Source organism: Undibacterium parvum (assembly GCF_003955735.1).
GTDB lineage: Bacteria > Pseudomonadota > Gammaproteobacteria > Burkholderiales > Burkholderiaceae_D > Undibacterium > Undibacterium parvum.
Genome location: NZ_CP034464.1, coordinates 3097086 through 3115199 on the forward strand (window position 1 = coordinate 3097086; position 18114 = coordinate 3115199).

Annotated in this window: 14 protein-coding genes; 8 read left to right on the plus strand and 6 right to left on the minus strand. The window is 46.9% G+C overall.

All coding sequences use genetic code 11. From position 1 onward, the window contains the following. Nucleotides 1–1041 precede the first annotated feature (1041 nt). From EJN92_RS13565 to EJN92_RS13600, 8 genes are all read left to right on the plus strand, one after another. The gene (locus EJN92_RS13565; RefSeq protein WP_126128322.1) at nucleotides 1042–3717 is read left to right on the plus strand and encodes a bifunctional diguanylate cyclase/phosphodiesterase; all 2676 of its coding nucleotides are present in this window, start codon (nucleotides 1042–1044) and stop codon (nucleotides 3715–3717) included. A gap of 751 nt (nucleotides 3718–4468) precedes the next feature. Further along, nucleotides 4469–4786 carry a YdeI/OmpD-associated family protein gene (locus EJN92_RS13570; protein WP_126128323.1) on the plus strand — a complete coding sequence of 106 codons (318 nt, stop codon included), beginning with the start codon at nucleotides 4469–4471 and terminating at the stop codon, nucleotides 4784–4786. 40 nt (nucleotides 4787–4826) lie between these two features. Then, nucleotides 4827–5213, plus strand: a complete 387-nt coding sequence (locus EJN92_RS13575; protein ID WP_126128324.1) for a VOC family protein — start codon at nucleotides 4827–4829, stop codon at nucleotides 5211–5213. Nucleotides 5214–5870: 657 nt separating this feature from the next. Next, the gene (locus tag EJN92_RS13580; protein WP_126128325.1) at nucleotides 5871–6626 is read left to right on the plus strand and encodes a substrate-binding periplasmic protein; all 756 of its coding nucleotides are present in this window, start codon (nucleotides 5871–5873) and stop codon (nucleotides 6624–6626) included. Nucleotides 6627–7090: 464 nt separating this feature from the next. Next, nucleotides 7091–8245 (plus strand): alanine racemase, encoded by a 1155-nt coding sequence (gene alr / locus EJN92_RS13585; RefSeq protein ID WP_227869539.1) that lies wholly within the window; start codon nucleotides 7091–7093, stop codon nucleotides 8243–8245. Nucleotides 8246–8342: 97 nt separating this feature from the next. Continuing rightward, complete coding sequence (locus tag EJN92_RS13590) at nucleotides 8343–9638, plus strand: D-amino acid dehydrogenase (RefSeq protein WP_126128326.1); 1296 nt, start codon at nucleotides 8343–8345, stop codon at nucleotides 9636–9638. After that, nucleotides 9635–10234, plus strand: a complete 600-nt coding sequence (locus EJN92_RS13595; RefSeq protein ID WP_126128327.1) for a hypothetical protein — start codon at nucleotides 9635–9637, stop codon at nucleotides 10232–10234. The genes EJN92_RS13590 and EJN92_RS13595 overlap by 4 nt, the downstream gene beginning before the upstream one ends. 15 nt (nucleotides 10235–10249) lie before the next feature. Further along, nucleotides 10250–11809 carry a sigma-54-dependent transcriptional regulator gene (locus EJN92_RS13600; protein ID WP_126128328.1) on the plus strand — a complete coding sequence of 520 codons (1560 nt, stop codon included), beginning with the start codon at nucleotides 10250–10252 and terminating at the stop codon, nucleotides 11807–11809. A 30-nt stretch (nucleotides 11810–11839) separates the two neighbouring features. On the opposite strand, the gene yacG is transcribed toward EJN92_RS13600, so the two are convergent. The 6 genes from yacG to pilB all read right to left on the minus strand — a co-directional run bounded on the left by yacG (nucleotide 11840) and on the right by pilB (nucleotide 17369). Beyond that, nucleotides 11840–12031, minus strand: coding sequence for a DNA gyrase inhibitor YacG (gene yacG, locus EJN92_RS13605; RefSeq protein ID WP_126128329.1), 192 nt, complete (start codon nucleotides 12029–12031; stop codon nucleotides 11840–11842). 31 nt (nucleotides 12032–12062) lie between these two features. Then, nucleotides 12063–12818 carry a cell division protein ZapD gene (gene zapD, locus EJN92_RS13610; RefSeq protein WP_126128330.1) on the minus strand — a complete coding sequence of 252 codons (756 nt, stop codon included), beginning with the start codon at nucleotides 12816–12818 and terminating at the stop codon, nucleotides 12063–12065. Between the two features lie 95 nt (nucleotides 12819–12913). Continuing rightward, the gene (gene coaE / locus EJN92_RS13615) at nucleotides 12914–13522 is read right to left on the minus strand and encodes a dephospho-CoA kinase (protein ID WP_126128331.1); all 609 of its coding nucleotides are present in this window, start codon (nucleotides 13520–13522) and stop codon (nucleotides 12914–12916) included. Next, nucleotides 13522–14388, minus strand: coding sequence for a prepilin peptidase (locus EJN92_RS13620; protein ID WP_126128332.1), 867 nt, complete (start codon nucleotides 14386–14388; stop codon nucleotides 13522–13524). Before EJN92_RS13620 ends, coaE begins: the two co-directional genes overlap by 1 nt. After that, nucleotides 14388–15620 (minus strand): type II secretion system F family protein, encoded by a 1233-nt coding sequence (locus EJN92_RS13625; RefSeq protein ID WP_126128333.1) that lies wholly within the window; start codon nucleotides 15618–15620, stop codon nucleotides 14388–14390. The genes EJN92_RS13620 and EJN92_RS13625 overlap by 1 nt, the downstream gene beginning before the upstream one ends. Before the next feature lie 18 nt (nucleotides 15621–15638). After that, complete coding sequence (gene pilB / locus EJN92_RS13630; RefSeq protein ID WP_126128334.1) at nucleotides 15639–17369, minus strand: type IV-A pilus assembly ATPase PilB; 1731 nt, start codon at nucleotides 17367–17369, stop codon at nucleotides 15639–15641. Nucleotides 17370–18114 lie beyond the last annotated feature (745 nt).

An 18114-nucleotide genomic window follows, 5' to 3' on the forward strand; every position in this document is an offset into this window, starting at 1 on the left:
GCGGCAATATTTTCAAAGATATTGCCGCACGGTGCGCGCTCCGGTCGCCTAAGGTGTTAGTTGCTGCGTAAAAACGCGCAAATACGGCGCACTTGTAACGTCAATATTTTCTGTCTTGTTGCAAAGAGATAATAATGCGATGCACAACGACTATGTGACCAATCATATACTCTGTGAATGATCCCGAATGCTCTCCTCGGGAATTACAATGATTTGATTCGAATGCGGATATGGGGCGGAAGGCGACTGTCGGGGCGGTCACCTGACCGACCGCGTCCGCCAGCAAGTAACCATTCGATTAACTGTCAACTGGCTCTTCCGGCTCAGGTCGCAGACCTTGATACTAAGAACACGGTCGTTTAGTAACAATCGTTCCAGACCTGAAGTATTGAGGGGAACCGCAAAACAGGAAAAAACAACTAGCAGCTCGATTAGCGTGCCGGTGGTTTTATGGAGGCAGAGGAAAACTGTCTAATATAGATCACTCCCCATTTATGTAATAATTACACATGGTGATCAGGCCTGTTAATTGAGATAAATCTGGCCTCGTTAGTAAAATGTCCTTCACTTCCGCAATTTGCGTCCGACTGGGAATTATTTCTGTAGGACTGTTACACATCCATCCGGTCAAAATTTCCGTAAGTTCTTTTATGTTCAAACTTGCTACTTCTTTGCGACTAGGCACGTAACTGTGCACTTTGTAAGATTTGGTTTTTGCCATTTTTTTTGCTGCATATATGTTAATAGTTGGTACTCCAAAGCGCTGATAGTCATTGGTCATATATTTTCTTCACTGTGGATCAAATAAAATCAACAATTTTTATTGTTAATCTTCCCTCTAGAAACAGACGTATTACTTTGCACATAATAATTTACAAATGTGTACATGTAAAATTCTTACTATTACAACGCTTAAATACTAAAATTAGTGGAATTTTTTTGAGCTAATCTCCTACGGAACTATGATATGGTGACTTTTTCTCTAAGCTTATATTCAATTTTGCTGATGAAATTTCATTGCTATCTGCGTAGACCGTACAAATGTCGATACAAGTAAAAAGTTATCATTTTTTACAAAAGAGCTTAGGCTCTATTATTGTCTGGCCACTGATTTGCGGCATTCTGACCGTAACACTGTGGGGAGTTCTGTATTCAAAAATCGATGAAGACAAAAAAATCTTGCGTGCCAATGCGCTAAAGGACGTCACATTATCGTCCCGCGCCTATGCGCAATATCTTAATCGCGCAGTCGAGCAAATTGACCAAATTAGTATGAATGTCAAATATGATTGGGAAAGTTCTCACGGAAAATTGCGTCTAGAGAACTTAAGGCAAAGGGGAATGTTCGTCGCACCGCAGTTTGCTGTGGTGGCAATTCTCGATAAATTAGGTCGACCCGTAACATCAACAGCTCCTATGGAAAAATGGCAAGATACAACTTTACGCGGTCAATTTTATTTTCATAAAAACAATAATTCAAGTGCGATGCAGATAGGGCTACCTGCAGTTATCGATAGCTCTGGCAGGCTAGTCATTCAATTTACCAGAAGAATTGAAGCTCAAGATGAGTCGTTTGATGGCGTAGTCGTGATATCCATCGACCCTTCCTATTTTTTGACTTTCTACGATCAGCAAAGTTTGGGCAAAATGGGTTTGTTAGCATTGCTTAGCAGCGATGATCAGATAGGGACTTCCCGGATTGGAGACACTTTATATTCAGGCAGTGGCCAGGCGTTTGTCTCAGAATTAAATACAAGTGCATCGTCTGGAGCAAAATTTTTCTCCGGCCTGAGCACTTTCGTTGATCAGCAGTCCCGCATTCTTGGTTGGCAGGAACTATCAAGTTATTCCTTAAAGGCATTGGTTGGTTTGTCTGAAGCAGAATTACTCGACGCGAATCGCTCTGGATGGATCGTTAGTAAAAACTATGCGATCGTGGGCAGTTTATTTCTACTTTTGTTCGCCGTGGTGGCGACCACCATGGCTACCCGACTTGCATTGAGGAAATATCAAGCCAGAGAAATCAGTGATACATACCGACTTGCGACCGAGGGAACTGATGACGGCTTTTATATGATGAATGCCTTACGTGATTTACGCGGCAAAATCATCGATTTTCAAGTAGTTGACTGCAATGCGAGAGGTGCATTGTTTTTTGGCTTCAATCGCGAAGAATTGATTGGCGTCAACTTATCCTCCCTAAACGGCGAAAACTATTTCAAAGTATTGTTAAATATTTACTCTAAGGCCATGGAAACAGGGTTTTATGAAGATGAATACGAATTGCCGGATGAAAGTTCTCTGAATATGGTGTGGGCAAGACGACGCCTAGCGCGTTCCGGTACTGGATTGGCAGTAACGATACAAGATATCAGTGCAAAGAAAGAATCCGAGCGTGATCTCGAGCGCTTAGCCAATAGTGATGGGCTCACTGGGCTTTACAACCGTCATTGGCTATTGAATTTTCTACCACACGCCATTTCGCGAGCCAAGACGGCCCAGCATATGTTGGCGCTGCTATTTATCGATTTGGATGGGTTCAAAAATATAAACGACACGCAAGGACACGAAGCGGGCGACCATCTATTAAAGTCGGTGGCATCGCGGCTACAATCGGTATTACGTCCAAGCGACAACGTGATTCGTATCGGAGGTGATGAATTTGTTGTCATCTTGGAGCCTGTACAAAGAGAAAGTAAGCCAGCACGTGTCGCTGAACGGATAGCCGAAGCGTTTTCTCAACCTTTTTGGTTGGGCGGAGAAAAGCATAATATTGGTGCGTCTATCGGCATCAGTCTTTATCCTAGAGATGGCGACGATACCGATACGTTACTGAAGAATGCGGACATCGCAATGTATTCGGTCAAGGCAGCTGGTAAAGGACATTACAATTTTTTCAAACCTGAATTGTATGCAAATATTAAAGCGCGTTTTGCAATGGAACAAGCGCTGGTGCAGGCAATTGAGTTGAATCAGTTCGTATTGCATTACCAACCACGCGTCAATACGATAAGTGGCGAAATGATCAGCATGGAAGCATTAATCCGCTGGATACACCCAGAGCGTGGACTCATTTCTCCAATAGAATTTATCCCAATAGCGGAAAGTACCGGACTAATCCTTGCTCTTGGTGACATGGTTATGGAAAAAGCATGCTCCCAAATATCGGACTGGAAGAATCAACAATTACCATTAGTCCCGGTCTCGATTAATGTCTCTGCTCGACAATTTCACGCTGGAGATCTACAAAAAAAACTCAATGTTTGTTTAAAAAAATATGAGATCGATGCGACATTACTTGAGGTAGAAATTACTGAATCAGCCATGATGGGCGAGGACAATGCGATTATTGCAGAGCTAGCCGCCATCAGGTCTCTAGGTATAAAACTATTAGTCGATGATTTTGGCACTGGCTATTCTTCGCTCTCGCAACTGCAGAGACTAGAAATGGATGTATTAAAGATTGATCGTGTATTTACTAGTGAACTGGGAAAATCACGGGAAGGTGAAATTTTCTTTAAGGCGATAGTCTCAATGGCGCATGCCTTGAACATGGGAGTGGTCGCAGAGGGCGTGGAAACGTTGGAGCAACTTGGAATACTACGCACATTGTGTTGCGATGAAATACAAGGGTATTTTATTTCTCGTCCCGTAACACCTGAAACAATGTCGGAACTAATGCTGCAACGATATTTGATGCCGTCTGTTGCGATTTGAGTTTAAATTTTGTGGCAATTAGCTTTCCGATAAAGCACTTCTAAAAAACGAATAATTGCAATAGAATTAATTTGGACAATGAAATTGCTGATGGGATTATTCGTCACCCCTGATAGGTGTAACCTACCGCACATTGTAAGCCCTAATCCACGAAAATTTCAGAGTCTCCGGTTTTCTCAGCGCCCCAACATCTTTTGACCGTCTTGGTACAGTGTGCCGTCAGAGGCAATAGCCATCACGGAGTAACAGGCATTGCAAGGCTGCGAAGATTCCACATTCGTCATCCACCAACAACAGGATTCGCGGCGAGGTTTTCACAATAGCGCGGTTCTCCGAGGCATTTCTGGTCTTACGCGCCTTGCAGGGTGCTGCAGATTCGTCTTGGGTCTTAACCATAAGCTGCTTGTCGCGTTCGTTCCGCGTACGAAGGAAATTGAGAAAGTGAGCCGGTGTTGGCGAGCGCCAACAATTACCCTCCAAACTTGCGCCAATGCGTCAGTTGGTAGGTAACGGCCCGCGGCCTGACCTTTCTACGCCATCGCGAATGTCTCTTCAGGGCACTGGCCTGCTGTTGACAGGACATCGCCGACCGGCAGCAAACAGTCTGGATTAAGCAGTCAACTCTTAGCGTAAAAACACAAAGGAAAAATCACAAAAGCAGAATCTATAAATTTGAAAATTGAAGTTTTGGCTTTTCTGGAATGGAAGCTTGTAGCAAAAAATTTTAAACTGTTGATGATAGGTTTTATTTATGAAATCAAAAATTTCTGGGGGGCTTGTACACGAATTACCTTTTGATTTTGCCAGAACGTTAACTGAAAAAGATGTAATAAATATCTGGGAAGAGTTGACACCAATCGGCCGAAACGAATTTATTTGCTGGGTTGAAGACGCCAAACAAGAAAAAACTAGAACAAAACGAATTGTTCGTGCTGTCGAGGAATTGCTCGACGGAAAGAAGCGGCCATGCTGTTGGGTAGGGTGTATTCATCGGACGGACAAGAAGCCTAGCAAGTGGCAGCAGGACGTTTTAATGGATAAAAAGCCCTATAAGTCAGGGGCAAAGTAAAATTAAACCAACACCAACACATATCTCGACTGGAGGTCCTATGCTTATCCCACCAGGTTTCAATACCGTAACGCCCTACTTCTTCGTTGAAGGTGCAGATCGCTTCATTGAGTTCCTCGTTCACGGGCTTGGAGGCATCGAAATTGGCCGCCACATGAATGGCGATCGAATAGCAAATGCACAGGTTCGTCTCGGCACTTCCACAGTGATGGTCAGCGAAGCATCAAACGGCTTCCCAGCCATGCCAGCTTCCTACTATCTCTACGTCGAGAACGCGGATGAATCCATGCAGAGAGCAATCGCCGCTGGGGGTACGAAGATCATGGACGTAGCCAACATGCCATACCAGGACAGACAAGGCGGCATCAAAGATCAATTCGGCAATCTTTGGTGGCTATCGCAGCGCCTGATCAATGGTCCATACTGAGCGTGATAAGAACGCTTCACATGCATGTCAACTCCGCGAATTGCGGCCTTACGCCTCGCTCAAGCTGAGCACCAACGGCGTGTCACGCTGGGTGGCGCCAGCTTAGCTCGAACGTTAAGACACCAGATTTTCGAGCCGCGACCGTCTCCTTTCAGTCTGTTGTTGCCCATCGGACGCCATCTTCAATTTAAATGCTGGTTTGGAATGTAAATGCATGGTTTTTTGATGCAACTTGGTGGCTGTTTTGAAATGCCATTCGCTGGCCGCTTTAAATGCAGAAAAGTGGCAGGTTTATTATGCACGTCGGTGGCTTATTTGATGCGAATACACACTAGGGGAGAGTATCGCCTTTTTTTTTACATTGCGCACGTTCTCTGTGCGTAAGCGCTTGATTGATGCAGATACTCCCCATTTAGGGCTATATATTTAGGCCTTCCCTTACCAGGCTTTCTCTAGAACCACACTAAAAGCTTGCGGGCTTGAAGTCGGCGAGATTCTGGTGCGCATTGAAAGCGCCGCTTCTGGCTGGAAAATGCTGCTATTGTAAATTGGTAAATGCCGATAGACTGCGGTTTATGACTCTTGCGGAAACCCACTCAGCACGACGCTGGAGCGAGCCTACTAAACCAGATGTTTAGCTTAAATAGCGAGTGAAATATGCGCGTAGCTTTTCAGGCTTTTGTCATCGTCGCCTGTTGGATCTGGGGTGTTCAGCCTAGTTCGGCTGCCGATATTTTAGTTGTGGGGGCTGAGTTCGCACAGATTTATGAGCGCAATGAGACCGGTGAGTTTACCGGTTTAGACGTGGAGATACTACGTAGCATAGCCAGGCAAAATGGCGATACGCTCAGTTTTCAGATTCTTCCCTGGGCCAGGGCACAAAAAATGGTTGAGGCTAATCAGGCTCAGATACTGGTTGGACCGTATAAAACGACGCAACGGGAGACTCGTTTTGTGTTTGCCGAGAAGCCATTCTATCGTGATGATATGGTGTTTTACGCGCTAAAACTGGCTAAGTTTCAATGGGATGGGCGCTATTCTTCCTTGCAGGACAAGCGTGTTGGTGTCATCAATGGCTGGGCATACGGCGCTCAGTTTGAGGAGCAGCGCAAAACGCTGAAGATAGAGTCGGCAAATTCTCTGCGCAATGCCCTCTTAATGCTAAAAGCTAAGCATATCGATGTATTAGCAAGCAATGTGCGCAATACCGAGGCACTGCTAAATAGCCTGGAGTTGGCAGGAGAGATTAGTGCCGTCGCCAACGTCATCGATAGTCAGGATGGATATTTTGCCTATTGTAAGCAAGTTAGCTGCGATCAGCTCCGTGTGCGCTTCGATAGCTTATTCACGCGACTCAGAGAAAGCGGCGAATTATCTAAAATGGCACAAACTTTTAAGCTGCGCATGCCTTAAAACCTGCCGATTCATCCAGGGATGCGGTCATGTCTGCTTCCCGATATAAATAGATAAAGCAATACGGGTTGTCCACAGTGGACGTGCTGGGGCAAGTCCGTAATATGTGCATCTTTTTTGACAATATTTGGCGGGCTAATATGCCTGTTTTGGGTGGCGAGCAGATACTCGTGGAAACGAGCTAGCTATTTTTTCGCTACATAGGATGGATGCTATAGCGGTCTATTTCGTATCAATATCAATACACTGTAATGATATTGATACAGTGTACTGTTTTTATGACGACATAGACATATACTCTGGGGGTACGTGGTTCTTTTTGGGATTCTGTATTGAAAACAATACAGAGGATGCACTCTAAAACGACATGTTTTTTTTAAGTGCTTGAATTGCTTCATTATTATTTTGTTGGCACGTTGCTTGCTATGAATAGGCAAACTCGCTGTTTATTGCGAGTTTTTACAATGAAAAAATTTGAGCGCTTGATCACCATGGGGGGAGCGAAGATGCAGCAAGATGCGGGGCGTGCCGGAGCACTGTTAACGATAGATTTAGGGGCGATCAGAAGTAATTATCGCCTGCTACAGAATAAGCTCGATGGCGCACTATGTGGTGCGGCGGTCAAAGCGGATGCGTATGGCCTGGGTGTGCTACCGGTGTCGCAGGCCTTGGTGGCTGAGGGCTGTCGACATTTGTTCGTGGCGCATCTGGAGGAGGCGATTGCTGTGCGCCCGCATGTGCCAGAAACGGTTGCGATTTATGTGATGCATGGCGCTCCGCGTGGTTATGAACCTGAATTTATCGAGCACCGTTGTATTCCGGTGTTAAACAGCCGCGAACAAATTGCTGCTTGGAGCTCTTTAGCGGCTGCGCGCCAGAGCGCTTTGCCTGCCATCATGCAATTCGATACCGGAATGTCGCGCATGGGTTTGTCGGGTCAGGAAGTACAGGGATTGCTGGCTGATACGGATGCTTTACGTGGTATAGATGTGCGTTATTTGATGAGTCACTTGGCCTGCGCGGAAGATCAGGCGCATCCTATGAATCAAAAGCAATTAGCAGCGTTCAAGGCGCTGCGCGCACAATTTCCTGGTTGCGGTGCCAGCCTGGCGAATTCTTCGGGTATATTTTTAGGTGCCGAGTTTCATTTTGATCTGGCGCGCCCTGGTGCCGCTTTGTATGGCGTAGCGCCAGTGGCTGGTGCTGCCAATCCTATGCAAGCGGTAGTGCGTTTGCAAGGTGCCATCATACAAACCCGTGAGCTGGCGCCTGGAACCGGGGTTGGCTATAGCCTGACCTGGCAAAGTGCCCAGCCTAGCCGGATTGCAACGGTGGCGGTCGGTTATGCCGATGGTTGGTTGCGTAGTCTGAGTAACCGCGGGGTGGCGCATATTGCTGGTGTTGAGGCTCCTATGGTGGGCAATGTCTCTATGGATACGATCACCTTAGATGTTAGCCAGGTGCCGCTGGAACACTTGCAGGCAGGTAGTTTGGTTGATCTGATCTCCGCCAACAATACTGTGGATCAGGTGGCGGCACGCGCTGGCACCATAGGCTATGAGATCTTGACTAGTCTGGGGGCGCGTTATCAGCGTCGCTATGTGGGCGAAGTTACTTGAGGTGGCGTAAGCGCGATTTGGTTTTAGCCAGCACAAATATTAAATTAATTAAGAATAAAAATACCACGACTTTAAGTCGTTCTTAGGAGCAAGAAAAATGAAGATCGTTATTTTAGGCGCAGGCGTGATTGGTACAGCATCGGCTTATTATTTGGCCAAGACGGGGCATGAAGTCACGGTGCTGGAGCGCCAACCGGCACCTGGTCTGGAAACCAGTTACGCCAATGCGGGTGAAGTCTCGCCCGGTTATTCTGCACCATGGGCCGGCCCTGGCATCCCTCTGAAAGCGATCAAGTGGCTGATGATGCGCCACAGCCCTTTAGCGATACGCCCTAGTCTGGATCCGCAGATGTGGCGTTGGGTGACGCAGATGCTGATGAATTGCACCACCAAACGCTACGAGATCAACAAGGGCCGCATGTTGCGCATGGCTGAATACAGCCGCGATGTGTTGCAGCAATTGCGTAGCGATACCGGCATTCATTACGATGAGCGCACTCAGGGCACGCTGCAATTATTCCGCGATCAAAAGCAGCTCGATGCGGCAGCGACCGATATCGCGATTCTGGAACGTTACGGCGTACCTTACGAATTATTAGATAAAGCGGCTTGCTTAAAGGTCGAGCCAGCGTTAAAACATGTGCAGCATAAGTTTGTCGGCGCCTTGCGTTTGCCTGGCGACGAGACTGGCGATTGTTTTAAATTTACCCAAAGTCTGGCGCAGTTGGCCGAGGGCTTGGGCGTCAAGTTTAAATATGGCGTCAGCATAGAAAAATTAGTCGCCAACGGCGATAAAATCAGTTCAGTGAAAACCTCGATTGGTGATGTGACTGCCGACAGTTTTGTGCTGGCCCTGGGCAGTTATTCGCCTATCTTGCTGCGTGAATTAGGCATTAAAATCCCTGTGTATCCGATCAAGGGATATTCGATCACGGTGCCGATTATTGATGCTGATTGTGCACCAGAATCGACTGTCATGGACGAAACCTATAAAGTGGCGATCACCCGCCTCGGTGACCGCATACGGGTCGGTGGAACCGCTGAAATTACTGGCTACAACCTCGATCTGCGTGCCGCTCGCAAAGAAACGCTGGTGCATTCTGTGACTGATTTATTCCCGAATGGCGGTGATATAGAAAAAGCCGAATTCTGGACTGGCTTACGGCCTATGACGCCAGATGGTACACCTATCGTAGGACCTACACCATACCGTAATTTGTTCCTGAATACCGGACACGGCACCTTGGGTTGGACCATGGCTTGCGGCTCTGGCCAGTTTATCGCCGACGTGGTCTCTGGCAAACGCCCGGCGATTTCTACCGAAGGCTTGTTCATGGATAGATATGGTAGTGTGAACCGTCCGATTATCCTTTCCAGCGAGTTGCAAGCATGAAGCTGATCGAGCGCGAGCAATTACTTTCAAGCACAGAGATTTTTGCCGATCCTAGTTTGAATATGCGGTTTTATACCGCCATAGAATTGCTGGCGCAGATCGTGATGGTGATGCCGCGCACTGCCAACATCGCAAGTCTGGTGCAGGCTACCGGTAAAACCCCGCGACTGATACGTTCGATACTGGCGACCCTGAGCAAGGATGGCTTGGTGGCGCGTGACGCCAAGGAAAAAGATGCCTGGCACTGCCGTGGCTGTAACGGAATCATTACTCTGGCTGATATCTATCGCTGTTTTTGTCTGGCAGAGGAGCGTGCTTTAGCCAAGGCTGTAGCTGCTGCGGCGGAGCAAGCCGCAGCTCTTGCATCGGCCGCTGGTGCTGAGTTTGAGTCTAGTCCTCAGTTGGCGGCTAAAATCCGTAGTGCTAGCCAAAACAGTGTGGATTTGCTCATGATGCAGGTCAAAATGACGGTCAATCGTGCGGTCTTGCAACAGCTAGAGCAATTTGATTTGAGCCGCTTACGGGGCTTGGCATCAGTGACTAGTTTTCGTAGTCATAACGCGCGACCGCGTGCGTACATGCCTGAGTCATTTTGATTTGAAAGCCTAGCGATGCGCGTCAACATACAATTCACCGATAGGGTCGGGATCGCGCATGAAATTTTGGCAGTATTGGCGCGGCGTGGATTGAATGTGTTGGCGGTTGAAGTCGATCCACCGAACATCTATATCGACATCCCAGAGTTGAGTGTGGCCATGCTGCCGTCATTGCAGCAAGACTGCGATCAATTGGCTGGAGTTGGTCAAATCGAGGTCTTGGATATTTTACCCGGCATACGCAGGCGTTTAAATCTCGACACCATGATGGCCGTCATGGAAGACCCGGTGATCGCGATTGATGCGCTGGGCCGCGTGGTGATCGCCAACGCCGCCGCCGCCGCGGTCGTGGGTATCAGCGAAGAGGCCTTGTGCCGCAAAACCCTGAAAGAATTGCTGGAAGATGGCGCTATCCAAGACGAATTGATCAGCAATGGCTTTCGGGTCGCCTCGCGCGAAGTCATCATGAATGGCGAACCCTTCTTAATGGATGTGACTGCCGTATCCGAGCCGTTTTCAGATGGTCAGGCGAGTCTGGGACAGGCCGTCGGTGCGCTGCTGACCTTGCACGCGCCTAAGCGCATAGGCGAGCGTTTACATGCGATCCAGCATTCTGAGGGTAGCGGTTTTCACTTGATTATTGGTGAATCCGAACAAATTCGTTCTTTAAAAATACGTGCTGCGCGCGTCGCGGTGGTCGATGCACCCTTGCTGATCACTGGTGAGACTGGCACCGGAAAAGAATTGCTGGCGCAGGCCTGTCATGGCAGTAGTAGTCGCAGTGCTGCGCCGTTTCTGGAGCTAAATTGCGCGGCCTTACCCGAGAGTTTGGCCGAGAGCGAATTGTTTGGATATATGGCGGGAGCGTTTACCGGTGCGCAGCGCGGTGGTAAGCCAGGCTTGATAGAAATGGCCGATGGCGGCACTGTGTTTCTGGATGAAATTGGCGAGATGTCCATGTATCTGCAGGCGAAATTGCTGCGCTTTCTAAATGATGGAAAATTCCGGCGTATCGGCGGTGATAAGGAGGTCAAGGTGAATGTGCGCATCATCAGCGCCACTCACCGTAACCTGCGCAAGATGGTGCAAGAAGGTGCGTTCAGGGAGGATTTGTTTTATCGCCTGAATGTCTTGCATCTTGAAATGCCGGCACTACGCGAGCGCCCAGATGACATTTTGCTGCTTGCCAGACATTTTATAGCGCGTGCTTGTACTCAGGCACAAAAACCGATTTGCAGACTCAATTCTTCTGCTTGTGCTGCGCTGGTTTCGAATCGCTGGCCTGGCAATGTAAGGCAGTTGCAAAACGTGGTATTCCGAGCGATTACTATGTCGGATCAGCGCATACTCGATGCCGCAGATTTAGACTGGGCCGAGGGGAGTATTAGTGCCGAAGAGGTGCATCTGGATGCCGCCGAAAGTTGGGAATTGTCGGTGAACGCTTTTGAATCAGCTTTGCTAGAAAAACTGTATCCGCAGTTTCCTTCGAGCAGAAAATTGGCGTCACGCCTAGACACCTCCCACTCTATGATTGCGGCCAAATTGCGCAAACACGGGATACCGCAAAAGCGCTAATCAGCCAGATCGCTGCGTTAGCGCTGCCGCTTAGGCAGGATCGCCATCAATTCCTGATTCTGGATCTTCTGGTAGGTTCACTGCCGGTATTGTGTATTTTTCTTCCGCCCAAGCGCCTAAGTCAATTTGCTTGCAGCGATTCGAACAAAACGGACGGAACGGGCTTACTTCGCCCCAGGTAACTTTAGCGCCGCAAGTCGGGCAATCAACGATGGTAGCCATGAAAATAAAAAATCAAAAATAAGAATGAAAATTAGAAATTACACAGAGTAAGATCAAACGCAATATCACCGTCAAAGGCTTTTGGCTTCATATCGCCGCCTTGCGACATGTAACGTATCCAGAGCATGTATTTATTCGCTGAAATTTCAGGAATGACATTGAGCTCTTGTTGTAGGGTTACGCGTAATAATTGATACATTTTTCCCTGTAACATTTGCTGGTAACTACCTGATTGTGCAAATACTTTAGTGGTAACACCAGACTCACGCAGCAAGCGCAGCACTACATTGATGGCATCAAATAAGGGAGCTATCGGCGCAAACCACATAGAAATGTCGGCAAAACGCTTTTCTGCCGAGTTTTTTTGCCAAGCGTGATAGCTAGGCAGGTCAAATTCGCAAGCGCCGCCAGGAATGATGGTGCGACCACGTATGCTCATCAGCCATTCATTGTCGCGTATGCTCTGCCCAGTTTTTCCTGTGCAGGCCATCAATGCGCTACTGACCCTGTCTACATCTTCGAGTATGCGATCGAGCATATCCGCTTGCACATTGGGATTGGACTTGAAGCTAATTAAGGTGTGTTTTTGACGTTCGAGCTCTTGCAATAAATCTGATTTCAGGTCGGCACGACCAGCGACTTCCAGCATTTCGAAAATGGTGGCGAGGGCGACGTGATGCTGCATCGGGTCTGACTGATGTAAGAAAAATGAAAATTTTTCGTACAGATCTTCCAATCGCAATAACGTGCGAATACGCTCGTTAAAAGGGTATTCGTAAACAATCAAAATAATATCCCTGTAAAAATAATGCTAACTTAAGTTTCACGTGATTCTGAACCAAGCTGAGCAAAATTACAAACATTGCTTGCGATTTGTATTAGTTACTTTGAATAAAGAAGATATTTTCTATGTAAGACACTCACTTGCTTGCGAATTTCGTCTAAATTTCCTTCGTTGAAGATCACATCATCGGCCGCCTGCAGTCTTTGCTCTCGACTTGCCTGAGCCTGCATGATGGCCACTACCTGCGCTCTTGTCATGCCATTTCTGTGTATGACTCTCTCTATCTGCGTCTCTTCTGGGCAATCTACTAGCAAGATACGGCTGACTCTTTGTCGCCAGGTGCCAGATTCGATTAGCAGGGGCACCACAAAAATCAGGTAGCTACCAGCCGTATCTTTTGCTGCAGATTCTGTGGCCGCCCGTATCAAGGGGTGAAGTATTTGTTCCAGCTTACTTTTCTCATCAGGCCGACTAAAAACGTGCTCACGCATCTTTTGCCTATTCATCGCACCCGAATCGAGGATGAATTCAGATCCGAATTCCTTCCCTATTGCCGGCATTGCGATACCATTGGGCGCGGTAATTTGATGCGCGATTAAGTCAGTATCGATCAGGCCAGCACCGAGTTCGGCAAACATGTCAGCGACAGTCGATTTGCCGCTACCGATGCCGCCTGTTAACCCAAGCGTAAATGCTGCCAAAGTCATCAGGCCATCAAACCAAAATAGGTTTGCGACAATTGTTGCCCCCATATTAGAGCAATCAAGCCAGCGGCCGCTAAATAGGGACCAAAAGGTATAGGTTTATTCTTACTCATTTTGGTGAATAGCATTAATGAAATGCCGACTAGCGCACCGACTAATGAGGACAATAATATGATAATGGGAAGCATACTCCAGCCCATCCAGGCACCAAGCGCCGCCAGCAGCTTAAAATCACCGTAACCCATACCTTCTTTACCCGTCGCTAATTTAAACAACCAGTAAATCGACCATAGGGAAAGATAGCCCGCCGCCGCACCGATAACTGCACTAGATAGCGAAGTGAAGCTGCCATTCAGATTGATGAGTAGTCCAGACCATAATAAGAGATAGGTCAAATCATCCGGTAATAATTGAGTATCGGCATCGATGAAAGTCATTGCTATCAGTAGCCAGACAAAAAACACTGCCCCCATGCCGACTAAGCCACTACCAAAACGCCAGACCATGTAGCCAGATAAAGCACCGGTCAGTAGTTCCACCAGCGGATAGCGAGGGGAAATAGGGGCTTTACATCCTGTGCATTTTCCTCGAATGAATAGATAGCTGAGTACCGGAATGTTTTCCAGCGCGGTAATTTGATGGCCGCAATGCGGACAAGCAGAGCGCGGCAACATCAGATTGTAGGTATCCGTATGTACCAGTTCTTTACCGCTTTCTATCGCCACATAGTTATCCGATTCCCTTTGCATCATTTTGGGAATTCTATGTATGACTACATTTAAAAAACTACCAATAAGCAAGCCAATCATCGCGGTGAAAGCAGTCGCCAGGAGATTTCCTGGCGCTGCAAATAAAAATACATCTTGCATCAAACCACCGAGCCTAATTTAAAGATAGGGAGATAAAGCGCAACCACCAAACCACCAATAATCACGCCGAGTATCGCCATAATCATAGGTTCCATAAGGCTGGCTAAGTTGGAGACCGCGTCATCTACTTCCTCTTCGTAAAAATCGGCTACTTTGCCTAACATCGCGTCGAGCGATCCAGACTCCTCACCGATAGAGACCATTTGTGTCACCATATTGGGAAATACATTTGCATTTTGCATGGCAACGGTGAGACTGGTGCCAGTGGTTACTTCGGTCTGTATTTTAACGGTTGCATCTAGGTAGACCGCATTACCGGCTGCTCCCCCGACGGAATCCAATGCCTCCACCAAGGGAACGCCAGCGGCAAACATGGTTGCCAGGGTACGTGTCCAGCGAGCAATCGTTGCTTTACGTATCACATCACCAAAGATAGGTGCTTGCAATAATATTCTATCCATGAAACGCTGCATATTGAGCGAGCGCTTCCACGTGTGCATAAAGAAGTAAATTGCGCCAAACAAACCACCAAAAATAAAATACCAGTTTGAAACAAAAAAATCTGAAATGGCCATTACTACCAGAGTTGGCCCAGGGAGTTCTGCGCCAAAGCTGGAAAACACTTCTTTAAACGCAGGAACCACCCAAATCATAATGACAGCGGTGACAATAAATGCGACAGAGAGAATCGCAATTGGATAAGTGAGTGCCGATTTAATTTTAGCCTTAATCATTAAGGTTTTTTCTTTGTAAATGGCTAAACGAGTCAGTAAGTCTTCCAAGATACCTGCCTGCTCACCAGCGCCGACCAAATTACAAAACAGTGGATCAAAATAAAGAGGGTATTTCCGAAATGCTTGATTCAGACTGCTGCCAGTTTCTACGTCAGCACGTATGTCTTGTAATAATTTAGATACGGATGGATTGGAGTGACCTTTACCTACGATATCGAAAGATTGCAATAGTGGTACGCCTGCCTTCATCATCGTTGCCAATTGGCGAGTAAATAAAGTGATGTCTTTGTCAGTTATTTTTTTTCCAGTACTATAACTTTTTTTCTTAACCTTGCTGACTAGGATACCTTGACGTCGTAAAGTTGCATTGACGATCGCCTCCCCTCCCGCGCGCAACTCACCGCGCACGGTTTTTCCCATTTTGTCTTTGCCTTCCCAGGCATACAATTGCTCTTTTACTTGTGCTAATTTAACCGATTTTTTTTGTGTCGTTGCCATGTCACTATTCCTGTCACTTTAGTCGTTGGTGCAACCTAGTACTTCTTCTAAGCTAGTAGCACCTTGCTTTACTTTTTGTAGGCCGGATTGTCTTAGTCCCCTGACGCCCTCTTTTTCCGATTGCTTTTTGATCTCAAGTGAAGAGCCATTGGCCAGAATGATGCGTTCTATTGCTTCGGTAATTGGCATGATCTGATAAATGCCAACCCTGCCTTTGTAGCCGCTACCGCTACAGCGCTCGCAACCAACTGGGCCATAGGGCTTCCAACTGCCATCGAGTTCATTTTCCTTGAAGCCGGCTTGCAACAAAACCTCATCTAAAATATCAACCGGCTTTTTGCAGGTGCAAAGTCGACGTGTCAACCTCTGTGCCGTGATCAAAATGACTGAGGAGGCAATATTAAAAGGTGCGACCCCCATATTCATCAGACGGGTCAAGGTCGACGGCGCATCATTGGTATGCAAGGTGGAAAATACCATGTGACCTGTTTGCGCGGCTTTAATTGCTATGTCAGCCGTTTCCAGATCGCGAATCTCACCGACCATGATAATGTCAGGATCCTGGCGTAAAAACGCCTTGAGTGCGACTGGAAAGGTCAGACCTGCTCTATCATTGATATTGACTTGATTCACACCTGGTAGGTTAATCTCGGCAGGATCTTCTGCCGTTGAGATATTTATACCAGGCTTATTTATAACGTTTAAGCACGTATATAGAGAGACCGTTTTTCCTGAGCCAGTCGGTCCTGTGACCAAGACCATGCCGTAAGGTCTTTGAATCGCATCCATTAGTATGGCTTTTTGATCCGGATCATAGCCAAGAGCATCAATACCCATTTGGGCTTGCGATCCATCGAGGATACGCATAACTATTTTTTCGCCGAACAAGGTCGGCAGTACGCTGACCCGGAAGTCGATAGCTTTGGTTGGCGACAAGGTCAGTTTCATGCGGCCATCTTGTGGTACACGCTTTTCCGAAATATCCAATTTAGAAATAACTTTGATACGCGAAACTAGTTTGTCCTTAATCGCGATGGGCGGCTGGACAATTTCCCTCAGCTCACCGTCAACCCGAAAACGTATCCGGTAAAATTTTTCGAAAGGTTCAAAATGTAAATCTGAGGCGCCCATATTAATCGCGTCAATTAACATCTTCTGTAAAAATTTAACTACCGGTGCGTCATCGACTTCGCTTACTTGTGTATCCGGGACACCCGAGCTCATGTCCTCTTCATTAAACTCGATGTTGTAGTCATCACCGGCTAAATCTGCAATGCTTTGTTCAGAGGTTTTGCTCAGCTTTTCTAGTAATTTGAGGAGAATATCGTGCTGAACGATCACCAATTCTATTCCCAGTCCAGTCTGGAATTTGATTTGATCTAAGGCATTGGTATTGGTTGGGTCGGAGATCGCCAGTGAAATTTTATTGCCCTTTTTCGCCAAGGCCACCATGCGTTGTGCTTGCATGAGTTTTACGTTGACAATTTTTTCAGGCAGCATGCTTTCATTAAACACCGCCAAATCCACCAAAGGGTAACCAAAGGTTTCCGAGCAAAACGTCGCCAGATCGCGAGCATTGATTAAGCCACTTTGGAGCAAACCGTCGACAAAGTGACTTTTTTCGACCAATGATTTTTTGTGGATAGGATCGATTTGCGCCAATGATAATACATTGGCCTGTATCAGCGCCCTAGCGAGGCCCGATGAGGTAGAAGCTTGGGCAGCAGAATTTGGTGAAACAGCAGACATAGGGTCTTTTGAATGTAAGTATTTATTGAATCAAACTTTACTTCGGAATAGAACACAGTGCAAAACTATTGTATTGCGGTGTGCCGCGATTATCCTAATTTACAGTATAGCGATGTTCTTATAAATAAACTATTTTACTAATGGCAAATCTGGGTTTCGTATCAGTTTCACCACCTAAATGGGGAGATTTCGCACTTCCAACACCTCAATAATGCAGTCATTCAAATTAAGCTTAATCTGCGCCTCTGGAATATATTGCAAATATCTCAATAGAAGAGTATCCCACGTTTTTGGGGTAAGCAAGGGGAGGTGCTGTTGCAAACGCTTGTTGATGTCGCCCAGCGTAAAATTCGCATGCAACCGGCAGATTCTTGTTTCGCATTCAAGGCCAAGGAAGCTGCGTGCGTATCACCGCAGGTCAAGGTGGTAAATTGCCTATCTTTCGCCTAAGAATGTCTTACAGTGTCAATACGCCTTGTGCTTCGCCATTTGCGTTGACGATGATACCTAATTTTTCGCGATTTGCCTGAAAATATTGTAACTGAGTAAATACATCTATTGCTGCAGAATGAGCTTGCACTCTCTAGGATTATAGAGCGCTGCCGCTCTGGCAATATGTGTTGCCCATAGTTTTCATTGAATACTTCCCTGAACACTTGTAACAATGCATTTACAAATAAACTCACCAACCGGATCGGTGCTCGGGTAAGTGTCAGCAAGCTTCGCAATATAAGGTTGGGGGGCA